Origin of the sequence: Streptomyces sp. NPDC001381, assembly GCF_042895685.1 — a bacterium.
In the GTDB taxonomy this organism is placed as follows: Bacteria; Actinomycetota; Actinomycetes; order Streptomycetales; family Streptomycetaceae; genus Streptomyces.
In genome coordinates this window covers 1,049,350-1,065,020 of the sequence record NZ_JBIAWO010000001.1, presented here as the reverse complement: position 1 = coordinate 1,065,020, position 15,671 = coordinate 1,049,350, and the positions used below count along the sequence as shown (strand labels likewise).

General features: G+C 71.6%; 16 protein-coding genes and 1 tRNA gene. 13 read left to right on the top strand and 4 right to left on the bottom strand.

Going from position 1 to position 15,671, the window contains the following annotated elements; genetic code table 11:
* Window positions 1-110: 110 nt before the first annotated feature.
* On the bottom strand, window positions 111-1,514 hold the full coding sequence (locus tag ACFY2L_RS04735) for a polysaccharide pyruvyl transferase family protein (protein WP_390655309.1): 1,404 nt from the start codon (window positions 1,512-1,514) through the stop codon (window positions 111-113).
* A gap of 234 nt (window positions 1,515-1,748) precedes the next feature.
* Between ACFY2L_RS04735 and proB the strand changes: the two genes are divergently transcribed.
* From proB to ACFY2L_RS04710, 5 genes are all read left to right on the top strand, one after another.
* Window positions 1,749-2,855, top strand: coding sequence for a glutamate 5-kinase (proB, locus tag ACFY2L_RS04730; RefSeq protein WP_390656169.1), 1,107 nt, complete (start codon window positions 1,749-1,751; stop codon window positions 2,853-2,855).
* Window positions 2,856-3,016: 161 nt separating this feature from the next.
* Entirely contained in the window at window positions 3,017-3,538 is a 522-nt protein-coding gene (locus tag ACFY2L_RS04725; protein WP_390655310.1) for a hypothetical protein, read from the top strand.
* Between the two features lie 81 nt (window positions 3,539-3,619).
* Window positions 3,620-4,906, top strand: a complete 1,287-nt coding sequence (locus ACFY2L_RS04720; RefSeq protein ID WP_390655312.1) for a glutamate-5-semialdehyde dehydrogenase — start codon at window positions 3,620-3,622, stop codon at window positions 4,904-4,906.
* A 114-nt stretch (window positions 4,907-5,020) separates the two neighbouring features.
* The gene (locus ACFY2L_RS04715; RefSeq protein WP_390655313.1) at window positions 5,021-5,602 is read left to right on the top strand and encodes a hypothetical protein; all 582 of its coding nucleotides are present in this window, start codon (window positions 5,021-5,023) and stop codon (window positions 5,600-5,602) included.
* Window positions 5,603-5,746: 144 nt separating this feature from the next.
* Window positions 5,747-6,817 carry a hypothetical protein gene (locus tag ACFY2L_RS04710; RefSeq protein ID WP_390655314.1) on the top strand — a complete coding sequence of 357 codons (1,071 nt, stop codon included), beginning with the start codon at window positions 5,747-5,749 and terminating at the stop codon, window positions 6,815-6,817.
* Window positions 6,818-6,923: 106 nt separating this feature from the next.
* On the opposite strand, the gene ACFY2L_RS04705 is transcribed toward ACFY2L_RS04710, so the two are convergent.
* Window positions 6,924-8,042, bottom strand: a complete 1,119-nt coding sequence (locus ACFY2L_RS04705) for a M48 family metallopeptidase (RefSeq protein ID WP_390821700.1) — start codon at window positions 8,040-8,042, stop codon at window positions 6,924-6,926.
* Between the two features lie 145 nt (window positions 8,043-8,187).
* Between ACFY2L_RS04705 and ACFY2L_RS04700 the strand changes: the two genes are divergently transcribed.
* The 7 genes from ACFY2L_RS04700 (at window position 8,188) to ACFY2L_RS04670 (ending at window position 12,581) form a co-directional block, all read left to right on the top strand.
* The gene (locus tag ACFY2L_RS04700; protein ID WP_390655315.1) at window positions 8,188-8,343 is read left to right on the top strand and encodes a hypothetical protein; all 156 of its coding nucleotides are present in this window, start codon (window positions 8,188-8,190) and stop codon (window positions 8,341-8,343) included.
* Window positions 8,344-8,488: 145 nt separating this feature from the next.
* The gene (locus ACFY2L_RS04695) at window positions 8,489-8,653 is read left to right on the top strand and encodes a hypothetical protein (protein WP_390655316.1); all 165 of its coding nucleotides are present in this window, start codon (window positions 8,489-8,491) and stop codon (window positions 8,651-8,653) included.
* A 79-nt stretch (window positions 8,654-8,732) separates the two neighbouring features.
* The gene (nadD, locus tag ACFY2L_RS04690; protein WP_390655317.1) at window positions 8,733-9,359 is read left to right on the top strand and encodes a nicotinate-nucleotide adenylyltransferase; all 627 of its coding nucleotides are present in this window, start codon (window positions 8,733-8,735) and stop codon (window positions 9,357-9,359) included.
* 16 nt (window positions 9,360-9,375) lie between these two features.
* Window positions 9,376-11,172, top strand: coding sequence for an LCP family protein (locus tag ACFY2L_RS04685; protein ID WP_390821476.1), 1,797 nt, complete (start codon window positions 9,376-9,378; stop codon window positions 11,170-11,172).
* Window positions 11,173-11,273: 101 nt separating this feature from the next.
* Window positions 11,274-11,720, top strand: coding sequence for a ribosome silencing factor (rsfS, locus tag ACFY2L_RS04680; RefSeq protein WP_390655319.1), 447 nt, complete (start codon window positions 11,274-11,276; stop codon window positions 11,718-11,720).
* Window positions 11,717-12,388: a histidine phosphatase family protein gene (locus ACFY2L_RS04675; RefSeq protein ID WP_390821475.1), complete on the top strand. Its 672-nt coding sequence runs from the start codon at window positions 11,717-11,719 to the stop codon at window positions 12,386-12,388. The genes rsfS and ACFY2L_RS04675 overlap by 4 nt, the downstream gene beginning before the upstream one ends.
* Before the next feature lie 120 nt (window positions 12,389-12,508).
* Window positions 12,509-12,581 (top strand) — tRNA-Ala (locus ACFY2L_RS04670).
* A 50-nt stretch (window positions 12,582-12,631) separates the two neighbouring features.
* Here the strand turns inward: ACFY2L_RS04670 and ACFY2L_RS04665 are convergent.
* Window positions 12,632-13,174 carry an RNA polymerase sigma factor gene (locus ACFY2L_RS04665; protein WP_390655321.1) on the bottom strand — a complete coding sequence of 181 codons (543 nt, stop codon included), beginning with the start codon at window positions 13,172-13,174 and terminating at the stop codon, window positions 12,632-12,634.
* Window positions 13,175-13,249: 75 nt separating this feature from the next.
* Between ACFY2L_RS04665 and ACFY2L_RS04660 the strand changes: the two genes are divergently transcribed.
* Window positions 13,250-14,983 carry a BTAD domain-containing putative transcriptional regulator gene (locus ACFY2L_RS04660; RefSeq protein WP_390821474.1) on the top strand — a complete coding sequence of 578 codons (1,734 nt, stop codon included), beginning with the start codon at window positions 13,250-13,252 and terminating at the stop codon, window positions 14,981-14,983.
* Here ACFY2L_RS04660 and ACFY2L_RS04655 read toward each other — a convergent pair.
* Complete coding sequence (locus ACFY2L_RS04655; protein WP_390655322.1) at window positions 14,972-15,589, bottom strand: TetR family transcriptional regulator; 618 nt, start codon at window positions 15,587-15,589, stop codon at window positions 14,972-14,974. The two genes, ACFY2L_RS04660 and ACFY2L_RS04655, sit on opposite strands and share 12 nt — an antisense overlap.
* Window positions 15,590-15,671: the final 82 nt, after the last annotated feature.

Genomic DNA, 15,671 nt, shown 5'->3' with positions numbered 1-15,671 from the left:
GGACGCGTGCGACCCGGCGGGTGTGAGACCCCGGGTGTCCGCACGGGTCCGTAAGAGCCGGAAGGCCCGGCCCCGGAGAGGGGACCGGGCCGTTCGTATACGCGCCGGTGTTACTTCGACGGCTTCAGCGCCCGGCGCAGCGGGGCGCCCACCACGCGTCGCGCACGGCGGTAGATCGAGGGCGCCGGCACGGCCGCGACGGCCTTGGCGGCCGCCTTCGCCCCCGCCACCCGGGACTTCGCCAGCTCCCGCTTCAACTGCGCGTTGGTGGTGTCCAGTTCGGTGATGCGCTGCTGCAGCCAGCCGAACCGGCTCGTCAGCGAGGCGAGGTCCGCGTCGTTCCAGGGGCGCACGCCCGCCGGGAAGTCGAGCTTTCGCAGCTTCTCCTCGAAGGCCGCGCCGCCGTCGCCGTGGGTGAAGGTGTTCTCCAGCCCGTTCTTGTCCAGGAACGAGGTGAACCGGTCGAACCGCTCGCGGTGGTTGCCGGTCAGGGCGCCGAAGTCGGCCTCCTCGTACAGCTCGGCCGGGTCGAGGTCGTCGGGCACCTCGCTGAGCAGGCGGTGCGGGATCTCGAAGTACCGGCACAGCTCCAGTGTGCGCGAGTCGAAGGCCAGCACGGTGGCCGGCGTGCCCGCCAGCAGCGCCGCGATGTTGCCGTGGATGCGCGAGCCGAACGAGTAGTCGTACTCCTTGAGGTCCTCGATCCAGGTGACCGGGTCGATGTACACCCGGACCTTGTCCTCCCGGTACATCGGGTGGTCGGGGTGGGTCGGCATCTCCCGGATCCGGCCCGCCGGGGAGTCGACGTCGCGCCAGTACAGCTGGCGGGCGTCGGTGAGGTTCTGTCCTATGTACCGCAGGTTCGGGTAGTGCTGGTGGGCACGAGCGATGATCTTGTTCAGGCCTCCGCGCACCGCGGTGTGCGAGCCGTTGGTCGAGATCTTCGAATCGCGGGTGAGCGACGCCGCCCGCTTCTCCACCGTGAGCGTGTCGCCGTGCATGAACAGCGACGGGCAGCCGATGATCTCGACGTCCGAGAAGCCCATGTCGGTGAGGTACTTCGCGGTGAACTCGCCGCGGACGCCGATGGAGGCGCTGCGGTCCAGGACCGCGGAGACGAACGCCCGCACGGTGGGCTCCATGGCCTTCAGCCGCGCCGGGTCGTTGTCCAGGCCTGCCTGCGCGCCGACGCCGAGCACCACCACGGGGATCTTCAGCTTCGAGATGAGCTGCGTCAGCCGCTTGAGCGGGCCCTCGAACGTCGGCCGGAAGGCGTTGGCCAGCGGCACGACGAACGCGTCGTACTCCTCGTTGATCCGGGCGGCGGCGTTGGTCTGCGTCGCGATGCCGTTGGACACGACCTCCGTGCTGCCGGGCACGGTGAGGATCTTGTGGGCCGCGTCGCTGAAGATCAGATTGCCGGCGTTGGTGGCGAAAACATCGCGGTGGAGGGCTTCCTCGACGGGGACCACGTCGAAGGGGCTCTTCCCCGACCTGAGGAGTATGCGCTTCACAGGGCGAACTGTAGGTGACACAAACTTCAAAATAAATTTGTAATCCCTTCAGATTCCATATGGAACCGGCGCAACCTTTTTGCCGTACGCAAAGCGTGAGCAAACGGTTACGGGAGGTGCCCGTCCGGGGAGTGGAACTCGCGCGCGGTCCGAGGGGCGTTCGCGTAGATTGCCAGAGGAGTCGGCTAGCTGCGCGAGGGGACGAAGAACAAGGTGGCAGGGGCAAGGCAGGCGGTGGGCGAGGCCCGCCGGATCGTCGTCAAGGTGGGCTCCTCGTCGCTGACCACCGCCTCCGGCGGCCTGGACGCCGACCGCGTCGACGCGCTCGTCGACGTCCTCGCCAAGAGCCGCAGCGGCGGAGAACGTGAGATTGTTCTCGTCTCCTCCGGCGCCATCGCCGCCGGTCTCGCACCGCTGGGTCTGCGCCGCCGCCCCAAGGACCTGGCCCGTCAGCAGGCCGCCGCCAGCGTCGGCCAGGGCCTGCTCGTCGCCCGCTACACCGCCTCCTTCGCCCGCTACGGCGTCCGCGTCGGCCAGGTGCTGCTCACCAGTGACGACATGAGCCGCCGGGCCCACCACCGCAACGCCTCGCGCACCCTCGACAAGCTGCTCGCCATGGGCGCCTTCCCCGTCGTCAACGAGAACGACACCGTCGCCACCGACGAGATCCGCTTCGGCGACAACGACCGGCTCGCCGCCCTCGTCGCCCACCTCGTCCACGCCGACCTGCTCGTCCTGCTCTCCGACGTGGACGGCGTCTACGACGGCGACCCCGGCAAGCCGGGCACCTCACGGATCGCGCAGGTGCGCGGCCCCGGGGACCTCGCGCACGTCGAGATCGGCAGCGCCGGCAAGGCCGGCGTGGGCACCGGCGGCATGGTCACCAAGGTCGAGGCCGCCCGGATCGCGGCCGCGGCCGGCATCCCGGTGGTGCTCACCAGCGCCGTCCACGCCGCCGACGCGCTCGCCGGCGGCGACACGGGCACCTACTTCCACCCCACCGGCAAGCGCTCCGCCGACCGGCTGCTGTGGTTGCAGCACGCCTCGACCCCGCAGGGCTCGCTGACCCTGGACGACGGCGCGGTGCGCGCGGTCGTCGAGCGGCGCACCTCGCTGCTGCCGGCCGGGATCGCCGGCGTCGAGGGAGACTTCAGCGCGGGCGACCCCGTCGAGCTGCGCGACACCTCCGGGCACGCGGTGGCCCGCGGCCTCGTCAACTTCGACGCCAAGGAGATCCCCCGGCTGATCGGGCGGTCCACCCGCGAACTGGCGCGCGAACTGGGCGCGGAGTACGAGCGGGAGGTCGTCCACCGCGACGACCTGGTGATCCTGCACCCCTGAGGCCGTCGAACGGCTGTCTCCCGAGGGTCTCGAACGGTCCGTACCGGTGGGGGACGTTCCGTGAAACCGCCCCAAGGAGCCGTGCGGCCTGCTCAACTTTGTCTCAGTGACACGAACCCGCGGGACACGTTCCGCACGAGCGCTGCGTAAAGGAGGCCGTCGTGAGACGAGTGCGCCCTGGGGTGGCGGCGGCCCGTGGGAGTACGAGCGCCGGCCTGGACGGCGGGGCCGGCGCGGCGCCCTCGAGGGCGCCCGGTGAGGAGCGGGCCCTGACGAGCGTGGCGGCGGGGGAGCGGTACCGCGCCGAGGAGCGCGAAGGGGGGAGCGTACGCCCCGCGGACGCGCCCCGGCTGTGGCACGTCACCCTGAGCGTCTCCGGCGAGGAGGCTCCGCTCAAGGAGGTCCGGCGCGCCCTGGAACAGCTCGCCCACGACCACCCCTTCCTCCTGACCAGCAGATACGCCCCCGACCACGCGGAGATCCGGTACTGGGAGGAGGCCCGCGACCTGCATGACGCGGCCGCCGTCGCCCTGCGGCTGTGGGGCGAGCACCGCCAGACGGCCGGGCTGCCGCCCTGGGAGATCGTCGGCCTCGAGGTCATCGACCGCCAGACCTACCACCAGCGCATCGCCGAGGGGTACGGCCCGGCGCCGGCGACACCGGTGGGCGTGCATCCTTTTTGACCCGTTGAGCGCGTCTCGCCGGGTGTCTCGGGGTGTGGGATGAAGCGTGGACGGCCCCGCCCGGCGCACTACCCTTCCCGTATGACCACGCTCTCGCCGTACGACTCCATGTCCCCGGTCACCCAGGCCGCCTACCGCGCCAAGGCGGCCGCCGCCGACCTCGCGCCGCTGCCCCGGGCCGCCAAGGACGACGCGCTCCTCGCCATCGCGGACGCGCTGGAGGTCCGCACGAGCGAGATCGTCGAGGCCAACGCCCGGGACATCGCCAAGGCCCGGGAGGCCGGCACCAGCGAGGCGATCGTCGACCGGCTCACCCTCACCCCGGAGCGGGTGCGCGCCATCGCCTCCGACGTGCGGGACGTCGTCGCGCTCCCCGACCCGGTCGGCGAGGTCGTCCGCGGGTCCACCCTGCCCAACGGCATCGACCTGCGCCAGGTCCGCGTCCCGCTCGGCGTCGTCGGCATCATCTACGAGGCCCGCCCGAACGTGACGGTGGACGCCGCGGCCCTGTGCCTGAAGTCCGGCAACGCGGTCCTGCTGCGTGGCTCCGGCTCCGCCTACGAGTCGAACAGCGCCCTGGTCCGGGTGATCCGGGACGCGGTCGGCGGCGCCGGGCTGCCCGCCGACGCCGTGCAGCTGGTGCCGGGCGAGAGCCGGGAGAGCGTGCGCGAGCTGATGCGCGCCCGCGGCCTGGTCGACGTGCTGATCCCGCGCGGCGGCGCCTCGCTGATCCAGACGGTCGTCTCCGAGTCCACCGTTCCGGTGATCGAGACCGGCACCGGCAACTGCCATGTCTACGTCGACGCCCACGCCGACCTCGACATGGCGATCGACATCCTGATCAACTCCAAGGCCCAGCGGGTCAGCGTCTGCAACGCCGCCGAGACCCTCCTGGTCCACCAGGACATCGCCCCCGAGTTCCTGCCCCGGGCCCTGGACGCCCTCGCCGAGGCCGGCGTCACCGTCCACGCCGACGAGCGGGTCATGGCGTACGCCAAGGACTCCAAGGCGACCGTCGTGGAGGCCACGGCCGAGGACTGGGAGACCGAGTACCTCTCCTACGACATCGCGGCGGCGGTCGTCGACTCGCTCGACAAGGCCGTGGAGCACATCCGGCTGTGGACCTCCGGCCACACCGAGGCGATCGTCACCACCTCCCAGCAGGCCGCCCGCCGCTTCACCCAGCTGGTGGACTCCACCACGGTCGCCGTGAACGCCTCCACCCGCTTCACCGACGGCGGCCAGTTCGGCTTCGGCGCGGAGATCGGCATCTCCACCCAGAAGCTGCACGCCCGCGGCCCCATGGGCCTGCCGGAGCTGACCAGCACCAAGTACATCGTCACCGGTGACGGGCACGTACGGCGCTGATCGACCCCTTCACGGAGGGCGCGCATATGCGCCTGGCAAGCGCGTCCGGTCTGGGCGCGCGCCACGTGAGGGGCGTCTCATCTGGTGGATGAATTTCCGTACCGTCTGCCCAAATTGACCCCCCAGGTCTACTCTGGATCCGTGCCGGAGGACGTGGGGGGCACGCCGTTCCCTGACGGCTGGGAGCCCGACGACGACCACGACCGCGGGGTGTCGGACGAAGAGTTCGCCTCCGTGGTCTTCGACGAGGCCTTCGTACGGGCGGCCGTGGTGCACGAGCCGACCGCCGTCGAACGCCTCCTGGCCGCCGCCGAGGCGAGAGCCGAGGCCGAGGCCCGCCGGTCCCGCGCCCGCGGCGACCGCTACGACGACGTGTTCGGCCCCGGAGATTTCGGCCACGATCCCGAGGCCGACGAGCTGGACGACTCCGACGACCCGGACGGGCGCTACGCCACCGGGCCCTACGGCAGACAGGTCCGCTGGCACCGCCCCGTCGCCTGGATGCTCGCCGTCGTCATGGGCGTCGGCATGGTCGCGCTGGCCTTCGCCGCGGTCTACCGGGGCGCCTCCTCGAGCAGCCGGGACCAGGTGCCGCCGCCCGCCACCAGCGGACTGGAGCAGGGGAGCGCCGCACCGCCCTCCGCGACCGCCGAGCACTCCCCGTCACCCGTCCCGGCGGTTCCCCGCACCCCCTGAGGACAGGGGCCGGGCAGGGGCCGCACGGGGTCCGCACGGGGTCCGCACGGGGTCCGTCCGGTGCGTCGAACCTGGTGAGAACCTGTCAGAAGTTGTCGCGCAGCGGGGCGTTTACCCGGGCTCCGCGCGACCTACTCTGAAAGTATGGCCGGGCCTGGAGACCCACCGGAGGGGACACCCGAGGGCGCTTCCGGAGGTGGAGAGGACGAGTACCGATCCGTCGTCTTCGACGAATCGTTCGTCCGTGCTGCCCGCCTTCAGGAGTACTCGGCCCAGGAGCGCATGGCCGACCATGCGCCCGCCGTGCGCCGCCGTCCGCCCCTGCGCCGGGGCCTGTCCCGGCAGGCGCTGATCCTGGTCCTGCTGATCGCCCTGGCCTTCGGCACCGCCATCTTCATGGGCGTCCGCAACCCCTACCAGAACTCCGTGACGCGCCGGCCCGTCGAGCCCCTGCGGATGACCGTCATCCCGCTCGCCCCCCAGGGCGCCGTGCCCGGTACCGCCGACGTCGAGGCGCTGTTCGAGCACAGCCCCGCCGCGCAGTTCCGCATCGGCGCCGAGGGGATCCCGCTGCCGGCCTCCCGGAGCACCGCGCACTTCTCCGACAGCCAGGTCGTCACCGCCCTGACCACCGCCAAGGAGTACCTCGTGCGCTCCTCCCTCTACCCGGAGGTGCTCACCGGGCAGAAGGTGCAGCCGGTGCGCGGGCTGATCGACGCCGCGCAGCTCGACCAGTTCGACGAGAGCTTCAGCCACCCGGCCGCCGACGGCCGGCACGCGCCCACCGGCTGGCTGGTGCGCTTCGACCCCTCCCAGGCCGAGCTGGCCGACCGCAGCGTCCGGGTCCAGGGCACCCTGACGGCCGCCGAGACCGACTCCTCCACCCTGGAGGTCACCGCGGACCACACCTTCGTGTACGCCCTGCGGCCGGCCGGCGCCGAGGCGAAGTCGCCGGCCTCCCTGTTCACCGTCCGCCGCGAACTGCACTTCCGCTTCGACCGCGCCGACCTGCGCACCCACCAGACGCAGCTGATCGTGGCCTACGTCCAGGCGGGCCCGCTCTCCTGCGCCGAGGACTCCACCAACCATCTGCGGCCGCTCCTGGCCGGCCAGACCGCCAAGGCGGGCGCCCCGGCCGGCACCGACCCCTACGCCACGGGGAGCGCGACGGCCCTGTGCGGCTCACTGGCGACCAGCGCCCAGCCGAAGGTGTGAGGCGGGCGAGGGACGCGCGCGGGAGCCGCCAGGTGCCGGACCGCGGGGGAGGCCGCCAGGTGCCGGACCGCGGGGGAGGCCGTCAGGTCTCGGGCCGCGGGGGCCGTCAGTCCTCGGACCGCGGCGGGGTCTCGTCCGAGCCGTTCCCCGGGGAGCCGTCCGTGGGCGTGTCCGAGGAAGGCGAGCTGGTGAAGCCGTCGAAGCCGCGCCGGACCCGGCCGCCCAGGCCGCCGGCCCCGCCGGCTATGTCGGTGACCAGCTTCATCAGCGGGTCCTTGGAGCTCTTGACGCTCGTCGCGTAGTGGGCGGCGGACTCGCGGAAGGAGTCCGAGACCGAGGTGTCCTTGTCCTCGTCGCGCCGCGGGTAGTGACCGTCCATGATCCGCTGGTAGTCGCGGGACTCGGCCCACTTCTTCAGCTCCGCCGCCCGGACCGTGGCGAAGGGGTGGGTGCGGGGCAGGACGTTCAGGATCTTCAGCACGGAGTCGCGCAGGTCGCCCCCCGCCTCGTACTCGTCCGCCTGCTGGAGGAACGCGTCCACGTTCATCTCGTGCAGGTGGTTGCCGCCCGCGAGCTTCATCAGACCGCGCATCGAGGCCCGCAGGTCCTGCCCGGCGAGCAGGCCGGCGCGGTCGGCGGACAGCTCCGACTTGCGGAACCACTCGCGCAGCGCCGTCACGATCGCCATGATCGCGATGCTGCCCAGCGGGATCCAGGCGACCCGGACGGCGAGGTTGGTCAGGAACAGCAGGATCGTGCGGTACAGGGCGTGCCCGGACAGGGCGTGGCCCACCTCGTGGCCGATGACGGCCCGCATCTCCTCCTCGTCGAGCAGCTCGACGAGCCCGGTGGTGACCACGATGATCGGCTCGTCCAGGCCGATGCACATCGCGTTCGGCTGCGGGTCCTGGTTGACGTACATCGGCGGGACCTTCTCCAGGTCCAGGATGTAGCAGGCGTCCCGCAACATGTCGTTGAGGTGCGTGAACTGCTGGTCGGAGACCCGCACCGAGTCGGACAGGAACAGCAGCCTGAGGCTCCGCTCGGGCAGCAGCCCGCTGAGCGCCTTGAACACCGTGTCGAAACCGCTCAGCTTGCGCAGCGCCACCAGGGCGGAGCGGTCGGCGGGGTGCTCGTACGCACGCGAGGAGATCCCGGGGAACCGCCTGCGCTGCCTGCTCGGCACGTTCTCGGAGCCGTTGTTCTGGCGGCCGTCGTCGGACATGTACTCCCCCATGTGCGTCTGTGTGGCTCTCGGTGGTGCGGCCCGCCCTTTGCGGACCCTTGTGCGGCCCTTTGCGCCCCCGAAGCAGAGCCCAGCCTAGGCGGAGTTACCGTGGACGGGCACCACACCGAAGGAGTCCCGCGCCATGGAGCACCACCCCGCAGCCGCCGCCTGGCTGACCGAGGCCGCCCGACAGCAGGGGGCGGGGAATCTGCTCCGTGTCGTACTGATCGTGATGGTCCTGGGCTGTGTGCTCACCGCGTGGTTCCTGCTGCGGGGCTACAAGCGGAAGGACGACTGAGCCGGCGGGAAGGTTCCCGATGGCGGAGTCGGCGTGATCGCCGCCGAGCCGCCCGCTTACCATGGGCCGACATCTTTATCCCGCCCTCCCCCACTCTCGACTCCGCTCGAGCGGGGGGACCTCCATCGGATAGGTCCTGCCGAAGATGAGCCTTCACAGCGCCGCTGCCCAGCTGGTCACCCTCGCCGCCGAGGGCGAGGAGCACGGTGGCAACCACGAGAGCCTGAACCCGCTGATCACCGGCGGCAGCGCGTTCCTCATCCTGCTGCTCCTGCTGTGGGTCACCACCCGCTTCAACCGCGACCGCTGAGGCACTCCGTGTTCATACCGGGGCGCTTCGGGCATCGGCCGGACGGGTTCCTCAGGACGGGCCGGTAGGGTCTGCACGCATGGGAGAGCAGGACATGCCTACCGGCCGGTCGAACCCGGGCAAGCGCCGCCTGGGTGTCATGGGCGGGACGTTCGATCCGATCCACCACGGACACCTCGTGGCGGCCAGCGAGGTCGCCGCGCAGTTCCGCCTGGACGAGGTCGTTTTCGTCCCGACCGGTGAGCCCTGGCAGAAGAGCCACCGAAGGGTCTCCCCGGCCGAGGACCGCTACCTGATGACGGTCATCGCGACCGCCGAGAACCCCCAGTTCTCGGTCAGCCGCATCGACATCGACCGCGGCGGGCCCACCTACACCGTGGACACCCTGCGGGACCTGCGGGCCCTCAACCCGGACACCGACCTGTTCTTCATCACCGGTGCCGACGCCCTCGGCCAGATCCTGACCTGGCGGGACAGCGAGGAGTTGTTCTCCCTGGCGCACTTCATCGGGGTCACCCGGCCAGGCCACCACCTCACGGACCCCGGTCTCCCGGAGGGCGGCGTCTCCCTGGTGGAGGTTCCCGCGCTCGCCATCTCCTCGACGGACTGCCGCGCGAGAGTCGCCAAGGGCGACCCCATCTGGTACATGGTGCCGGACGGAGTCGTGCGTTACATCGACAAGCGCGAGCTGTACCGCGGCGAGTGAGCCGAGAGGGGTACCGGTGAACGACCGATACGACGCGGGGTACGGGGCCGACCAGTACGGGGCCGACCAGTACGAGCTCGTCGGCTACGACGAGTACGGGCAGCCCATCTACCGGCAGGTCCAGTCCCCCCAGCTGCCCCAGCAGCAGGCCTACGACCCGTACGGGCAGCAGGAACAGCACGGCGGGCAGGGCTACGGCTACGACCCGTACGCCACCGGCGGGCAGCAGACGCCCGCCTACGACCCGTACGACACCGGGCGGCAGCAGGCCACCCCCGGGTACGACACCGGCCACCAGGCGCACACCGGCTACGACCCGTACGCCGGCGGCACCCATGCGGCCCAGGGCGGCCCCGCGGCCGCCGCCCCCTACGACCCCTACGGGCAGACCGCCACCAGCGGGCAGCAGCCCCGCGTCGAACAGCCCCGCACCGCCGAGCAGACCGCCTACATCCCGCAGCAGGCCGGCCCCGGCGAGGACGAGACCGGCGGCCGGGGCGGTCCCGAGGCCCCCGAGCGGACCCAACGGGATTACCACACCGAGCAGTTCGCGTTCGTGGAGGAGCCCGACGGCGACTCCGAGGACGTCATCGACTGGCTGAACTTCACCGAGAACCGCACCGAGCGCCGCGAGGAGGCCAAGCGCCGCGCCCGCAGCCGGCTCGTCGCGCTCGTCGTGGTCCTCGCCCTGGTCGCGGTCGGCGGCGTCGGCTACCTCTGGTACGCCGGGAAGCTGCCCGGCCTGTCGTCGTCCTCCTCCGGCTCCAGGACGGGCGCCACCACGGCGAGCGCCGCCCAGAAGCGCGACGTGGTCGTCGTCCACCTCCACAACACCTCCGGCGGCGGCACCGCCACGGCCTTGCTCGTCGACAACACCACCACCGAGCAGGGCACCACCGTCCTGCTGCCCAACTCCCTCGTCCTCACCGACGAGGACGGCACCACGACGACCCTCGCCAAGTCCGTCGACGACGACGGTTCCGCCGGCACCCGGGACGCCCTGGACACCGTCCTCGGCACCGACATCGAGGGCACCTGGCGCCTGGACACCCCGTATCTGCAGAACCTCGTCGACCTCGTCGGCAACATCGAGATCGACACCGACGCCGACGTCCCCGACCCGTCCGCCAAGAAGAAGGGCGAGGCCCCCCTCGTCCACAAGGGCGAGGGCCAGACCCTGAGCGGCAAGATGGCCGTCGCCTACGCCACCTACCGCGCCTCCGGCGAGGCCCAGAACGCCCAGCTGGAGCGGTTCGGCCAGGTCATGCAGGGCGTGCTGCGCAAGATCTCCTCCGACCCGACGGCGGCGACGACCACCGTGCAGACGCTGGCGCAGATCCTGGACCCCTCCCTCACCGACAAGGACCTCGGCACCTTCCTCGCCAAGCTCTCCGACCTCGCCAAGGGCGGCGACTACAAGACCGCCCTGCTGCCGGTCCAGGCCGACGGCACGCTCAGCGCCGAGGACAGCGCCAGTGTCGTCAAGGACGTCCTCGGCGGCACCGCCAAGAGCCCCGACAAGGACGCGGCCGTCAGCGTCTCCGTCCGCAACGCAGGCGGCACCAAGTCGGACACCGAGGACGCGCGCGTGGTCCTCCTCAACGGCGGTTTCACCTTCCTCGACGGCGGCACGGCCACGGCCACGCAGGCCACCTCGCAGGTGCTGTACGCGGACGCCGCCGACAAGGAGAACGCCACCGAGGTCGCCAAGACGCTGGGCCTGCCCACCAGCACCGTGAAGAAGGGCAAGGTCTCCGCGAGCGCGGACGTGGCGGTGGTGCTGGGCCAGGACTACGCGCCCTCGTCGTCGTAGCCGGAGCACGCTCCGGCCCGGCGATCGCTTTATCACGTGGGGTGCTGTCGGCGGTCCGTGAGACCCTTGAGGGCAAACGACCGCCGACGGAAAGCCACGCAGTGACCGCCACCGACCGCTCCATCGAGCTCATCAACACCGCCGCCCAGGCGGCCGCCGACAAGCTCGCGCACGACATCATCGCCTACGACGTCAGCGACGTGCTGTCGATCACGGACGCCTTCCTGCTGGCCTCCGCTCCCAACGACCGCCAGGTCAAGTCGATCGTCGACGAGATCGAGGAGCGGCTCCTCAAGGAGCTCGGCGCCAAGCCGGTCCGCCGCGAGGGCGACCGCGAGGCCCGCTGGGTCCTGCTCGACTACGTCGACATCGTCGTCCACGTCCAGCACAGCGAGGAGCGTGTCTTCTACGCCCTGGAGCGGCTGTGGAAGGACTGCCCCGAGCTGGAGCTGCCCGAGGACGCCAGGGCCACCCGGGGCAAGGCCGCCGAGTACGCCAAGCTGCGGGCCGAGGAGGACGACACCGCCGGGTTCGGGGAGCTGCGTTGAGTGCCCCCGCGCAGCCCGCGGAGCGCCGGCCGGGCCGGGGCCGCCGGGTCATCCTGTGGCGGCACGGCCAGACCGCGTGGAACGTGGAGCGCCGCTTCCAGGGCACCACGGACGTCGAGCTGACCGAGACCGGTGTGGCCCAGGCCCGCCGGGCCGCCCGGCTGCTCGCCTCCCTCCGGCCCGACGCGATCGTCGCCTCCGACCTCTCCCGCGCCGCGAACACGGCCGCCGAGCTGGCCGCGCTCACCGGCCTGGAGATCACCCACGACGAGGCGCTGCGCGAGACCTACGCGGGCGTGTGGCAGGGGCTGACCCACGAGGAGATCCTCGCCCGGTACGGCGCGGAGTACACGGCGTGGAAGCGCGGCGAGCCGGTCCGCCGCGGTGGCGGCGAACTGGAGACCGAGGTCGCCGACCGTGCCGCGCCCGTCGTGCTGCGGCACGCCGAGAAGCTCCCGGAGGACGGCACGCTCGTCGTCGTCAGTCACGGCGGCACGATCCGCACCACGATCGGCCGTCTCCTCGGCCTGGAGGCGCACAACTGGGAGAGCCTCGGCGGGCTCTCCAACTGCTGCTGGTCCGTCCTGGGCGAGGGCGCCCGCGGCTGGCGGCTGCTCGAGCACAACGCCGGCACCCTGCCGGAGCCGGTGCTCGGCGACGACGACTGAGCGGTCCGCGGCGGGCCGGGGACCCGGATTTCACTTTCTGGCAGGTCGCAGGCTAAAGTTCTTCTTGTTCGCCCCGCCGAGCGGGACGGAACACCACACGGCTCCGGCCGCGTGGAGCCAGGGGCTATAGCTCAGTTGGTAGAGCGCCTGCATGGCATGCAGGAGGTCAGGAGTTCAATTCTCCTTAGCTCCACAGTGACGGGATCCCGTCCGATCGGTTCGATCGGGCGGGATCCTTCTCGTTCAGCGGGCCATCTCCTCGTGGTACACGCTGCGCAGCCGGCTGCGGGCCCGGGTGAAGGCGCTCTCCGCCGACTTGTACGTGATCTGCAGGGCGTTCGCCGTCTCGGCGGTGCTCAGACCGCGCGCCCGGGCGAGCAGCACATCGCGCTCCCGGCGGCCCAGGGCGGGCAGCTGGGTCAGCAGCCAGGCGCCCGCGGCCCGTTCGCAGGTGCGGTACTCCACCTCCGAACCGGTGTCCGGATCGGTGCGGTGCAGCAGGTGGGCCCGGCCGGCCAGCCGGCGGTCCCGCTGGGTGCCGCGCTGGTGGTCCACGCACAGACGCAGCGTGATGGTGGTGAGGAGGGCGGCGACCCGGGACTCGTCCAGCGCCTCGAAGGTGGCCGCGCGGATCATGGCCTCCTGGACGCAGTCCTCGGCATCCGCCGTACGGCCCAGCCGGCCGGTGGCCAGGCGCAGCAGACGCTCGCGCTCGGCGAGCACCAGGGCCCAGCGGTGGTGGTGCCCGTACTTCTCCGTGCAAGTGTCGGACGACGTGCGCGTCACAGCAGCTCCCGCAGGCGAGGTCGTGGTGGTGGCAACAGCCTCGACGGGCCCTGTGACGAAAACCTTGATGCCTTCATGGGCGCGTTTGACGGGCACTGTGGACGGCGTTCAGTGAAAATCAAGAAATGCCCCATACTGACGATGTTCGTTCGTCAGTACGAAGTCGACCGCTTCGGGGCGCAACGATCAGAGACAGCGCACACCCGGGGGAGTGGCAGCGTGGTTCTTGTTCAGTTGTTGGGACCTGTGGAGTACCGGGCCAAGGGGGAAAGCCCGGTGGAACTCGGGCAGGCAAGACAGCGTTGCATCTTTGCGATGCTCGCGGTAAGTGCAAATGAAGTCGTCATGCCCGACGAACTCATCGACTGGGCGTGGGGCGCGGACCCGCCCCAGTCGGCGCGGAACATGATTCATTCCTACATATCCCGGCTGCGCGGCGCGCTGGACAACAGCGCGGGCGCACCGGGGGCGACACTGCGCCGCCGCAACGGCGGTTACACCCTGGAGGTGGAGCCCGACTGCGTCGACCTGCGCCGATTCCGCCGGATGGTGGCGGACGCCCGGGGCACGGCGGACACCCGCACGGCCGTGCGGCTGTTCCGGGAGGCGCTCGGCGCCTGGCAGGGCAGGGCGCTCGGCGGGCTCAGGGGCGAGTGGGCCGAGCGGACCCGGCGGCTGCTCGAACGGGAGCGGGTTTCGGCCCTCGTGGAGTGCCATGAGGCCGAACTGCGCCTGGGCGACCATCTCGGGCTGCTCGACGAGCTGCACTCGCTCGCCGACCAGCACGCGGACAACGAGCTGGTCATCCGCAACCTGATGACGGCGCTCCACCGCTCGGGACGCCGCGCCGAGGCCGTCGAGGCCTACGACGCCCTGCGCCGCCGGCTCGCCGACCGGCTGGGTGTGGACCCGGCTCCCCAGACACGGGAGCTGCACGCCCGCATCCTGCGCGGCGACCCGGAGGTCGCTCCCGCGAAGCCGGCCGCCGACGCGGCACCGACCGTGCCGCGCCAGCTGCCGCGGGGCATCCGCTGCGTGGGCCGGGAGCAGGAGCTGGCGGTGCTGGACGGGTTCGTCACGGCGGACGACGGCCGGCCGCTCACCCGTGTGATCGAGGGGCCGCCCGGTATCGGCAAGACGGCTCTCGCGGTCCAGTGGGCCCACCGGGTGGCCCACCGCTTCCCGGACGGCCAGATCTTCGTGGCCCTGCACGGCAGCACCGCCGACGGCGGACCGGGCGGCGGGTACGCCCCGGGCCGGCCCGGGGCCGGCCGGGACCAGGCCGAACGGCTCCTGGGCGGCCGGGCGTCGCGCCGGGATCCGGCTCCGTCCGCGGACGACGTGCTGCGGTTCGTGCTGCGCAGCCTCGGGGTGACCGTGCCGCGCGGGGAGAGCGACCTGGCGGGGTTCGGGCGGAACGTCCTGAAGGAGCTGAGGGTGCTCGTGGTGCTCGACGACCTCGCCACGGCCGGTCAGCTGGCGGCGCTGCTGCCGGGCCCGTCGGCCGGGGCGCTGCTGGTCACCACGCGCGACGCCGGCCGCCTCCACGGACTCGGCGCGTTGCGCGCCGTACGGCTGCGGGAGCTGAGCGCCCAGCAGGCCCAGCGCATGCTGGCCGGGATCCTCGGCGAGCGGCGGGTGGCTGCCGAGCCGGCGGCCGTGTCCCGGATCATCGAGCTGTGCCGTCGCACTCCGCGGGCGCTGAGCCAGGCGGCGGAACAGGCGCTGGTCCGGCCCTGTCTGCCGCTGGCCGACCTGGCGGAGGCGATGGCGGCCGGGCCCTGTGACGGACAGGCCCTAGCGGGGTGACACCGCCAGGGCGTCGAAGAGGAGGCGCAGCTCGGTGAGGCTCGCGTCGAGGGCCTTCTGCTGGTCCTCGGCGCGGGCCACCGCCATGGCCGTCTCGCACAGGGCGCCGTAGAGCAGATGGGTCAGGGAGGTGACGGAGTGCGGCGCGATGTCGCCGGTCTCCGCGGCCCGCCGGACGCCTTCCTCCATCATCTTCAGGCAGCCCGTGTTGATCTCCCGCATCTCCTCCGTGCCGAGCGCGCCCGGCGCGTCGAGCAGGTTGATGCGCTGGACGTCGGCGGCGAGAACCTCCACCAGGAAGGCCCTCGCCCCCACGTACACCGCCTCCCAGGAGTCCGGCTCGGCGTCGAGGTAGGCGCGGGCGACGATGTGCGCCAGCCGGGTCTGCTCGCGCTCGTACACGGCCCGGAAGAGATGCTGTTTGCCGGAGAAGTGGTGGTAGAGGGCGCCCTTGGTGAGATGGGCGGCCTCCACGACGGCATCCAGCGACGTCGCGTTGTAACCCCGCTCGGCGAACAGCGTGCGAGCGGCGCGCAGCAGCTCCTCGATGGTGCCGTCGGACCGCTCACGCTGCGTCAGACGTGTTCTCGTACGAGTCGTGGGCATGTTCACACTTCCCGGGTCGGACCGCCTTGAGCTGGCCTTCTAGGTTACACGCACTTTCATTCCATCCATACGTATGTGTTCC

Excerpts from the sequence above, each read along its gene's own strand:
- ACFY2L_RS04655 (WP_390655322.1), bottom strand. The coding sequence starts at position 15,589 with ATGCCCACGACTCGTACGAGAACACGTCTGACGCAGCGTGAGCGGTCC.
- ACFY2L_RS04700 (WP_390655315.1), top strand. The coding sequence starts at position 8,188 with ATGGAGCACCACCCCGCAGCCGCCGCCTGGCTGACCGAGGCCGCCCGA.
- nadD (WP_390655317.1), top strand. The coding sequence starts at position 8,733 with ATGGGAGAGCAGGACATGCCTACCGGCCGGTCGAACCCGGGCAAGCGC.
- ACFY2L_RS04660 (WP_390821474.1), top strand. The coding sequence starts at position 13,250 with ATGGGCGCGTTTGACGGGCACTGTGGACGGCGTTCAGTGAAAATCAAG.
- ACFY2L_RS04720 (WP_390655312.1), top strand. The coding sequence starts at position 3,620 with ATGACCACGCTCTCGCCGTACGACTCCATGTCCCCGGTCACCCAGGCC.
- ACFY2L_RS04695 (WP_390655316.1), top strand. The coding sequence starts at position 8,489 with ATGAGCCTTCACAGCGCCGCTGCCCAGCTGGTCACCCTCGCCGCCGAG.
- ACFY2L_RS04705 (WP_390821700.1), bottom strand. The coding sequence starts at position 8,042 with ATGTCCGACGACGGCCGCCAGAACAACGGCTCCGAGAACGTGCCGAGC.
- ACFY2L_RS04710 (WP_390655314.1), top strand. The coding sequence starts at position 5,747 with ATGGCCGGGCCTGGAGACCCACCGGAGGGGACACCCGAGGGCGCTTCC.